The 1131-nt window shown below is 63.5% G+C and carries 2 protein-coding genes; both read left to right on the top strand.

The window, feature by feature from the left end:
* Nucleotides 1-989, top strand: a 989-nt coding sequence (locus tag Q0341_RS11895) for a DNA alkylation repair protein (protein WP_299513565.1), incomplete at its 5' end; no start/stop codon positions are given.
* A 22-nt stretch (nt 990-1011) separates the two neighbouring features.
* A partial coding sequence (locus tag Q0341_RS11890; RefSeq protein ID WP_299513568.1) for an acyl-CoA dehydrogenase family protein occupies nt 1012-1131 on the top strand: 120 nt, incomplete at its 3' end.

Genomic DNA, 1131 nt, shown 5'->3' with positions numbered 1-1131 from the left:
GCCGACTGGCCCAATTGATGGCGCAATTTATGCCGCCTGACTTTGCGCAAGCCGCCCCTTTGCTGGTGCGGGCCATGGGCCGCCCCATGGGGCTGGACAAACACGGCGAGCCCACCGCCAGCGGCGATGTGCCCAGCAGCTTCTTTTACCTGCCGCACAGCATGTACATCGCCAAGCATGGCTTGGCCCACTTAACCGAAGCCATGCAGGCGCAGCACGCGCTGACCCAACGCTTCACGGCGGAATTCAGCCTGCGCCCGTTTTTGCAAGCGCACACACAAGCTACCTTGGCCCACCTGGCGCAGTGGGCCAGCGACCCCAGCGCCCATGTGCGCCGCGCCGTGAGTGAAGCCACACGGCCCCGCTTACCCTGGGCCGCACGCTTGCCGGACTTTGTGCGTGACCCATCACCGGTGCTGCCCCTGCTGACCCAATTGCGTGACGACAGCTCGTCCTATGTGCGCCGTTCGGTGGCCAACCACCTGAATGACATCGGCAAAGACCACCCAGAACTGCTCACGGGCACGGCCCGCCAATGGTTGAACGATGCGCCGGTGCCCGCGTCGCGGCAGGCCTTGCTGCGCCATGCCCTGCGCACCGCCATCAAACGCGGTGATGCACAGGCCCTGGCCTTGTTTGGCCACGGGCAACCGTCGGTGCTGCAGATTCACAGCGCCAACGTCAGCCCGTGCACAGCCCGTACTGGCGAAAGCGTCACCCTGCACTGCACCCTTTACAACCCCAGTGCACAGGCGGCCAGCGCCTTGGCCGATTGGCGCGTTTTTTACGTCAAGGCCAACAGCACGCTCAGCCCCAAGGTGTTCAAAGGCAGCACCGTGCAGATCGGTGCACACGGCCATGGCGTGCTCGAAAAAACACTGTCGCTGCGCCAAATGAGCACCCGCACCCACCACCCGGGCCGCCACACTGTCGAAATCGTCCTCAATGGCCACGCGCACAGCATCGGCCACTTCGATCTTCAGCCCTGAACCCACCCCACGGAGACACACCATGCAATACACCCACGAACACCGCGAGATCCAGAACACGCTCAAGCGTTTCATCGAAGCAGAGATCAACCCCCATGTGGACGAGTGGGAAGCGGCTGAGATTTTTCCGGCGCATGAGGTC

The sequence above is a fragment of the uncultured Limnohabitans sp. genome, assembly GCF_937889215.1.
In the GTDB taxonomy this organism is placed as follows: domain Bacteria; phylum Pseudomonadota; class Gammaproteobacteria; order Burkholderiales; family Burkholderiaceae_C; genus Limnohabitans_A.
This window is presented reverse-complemented; position numbering and strand designations above follow the sequence as displayed.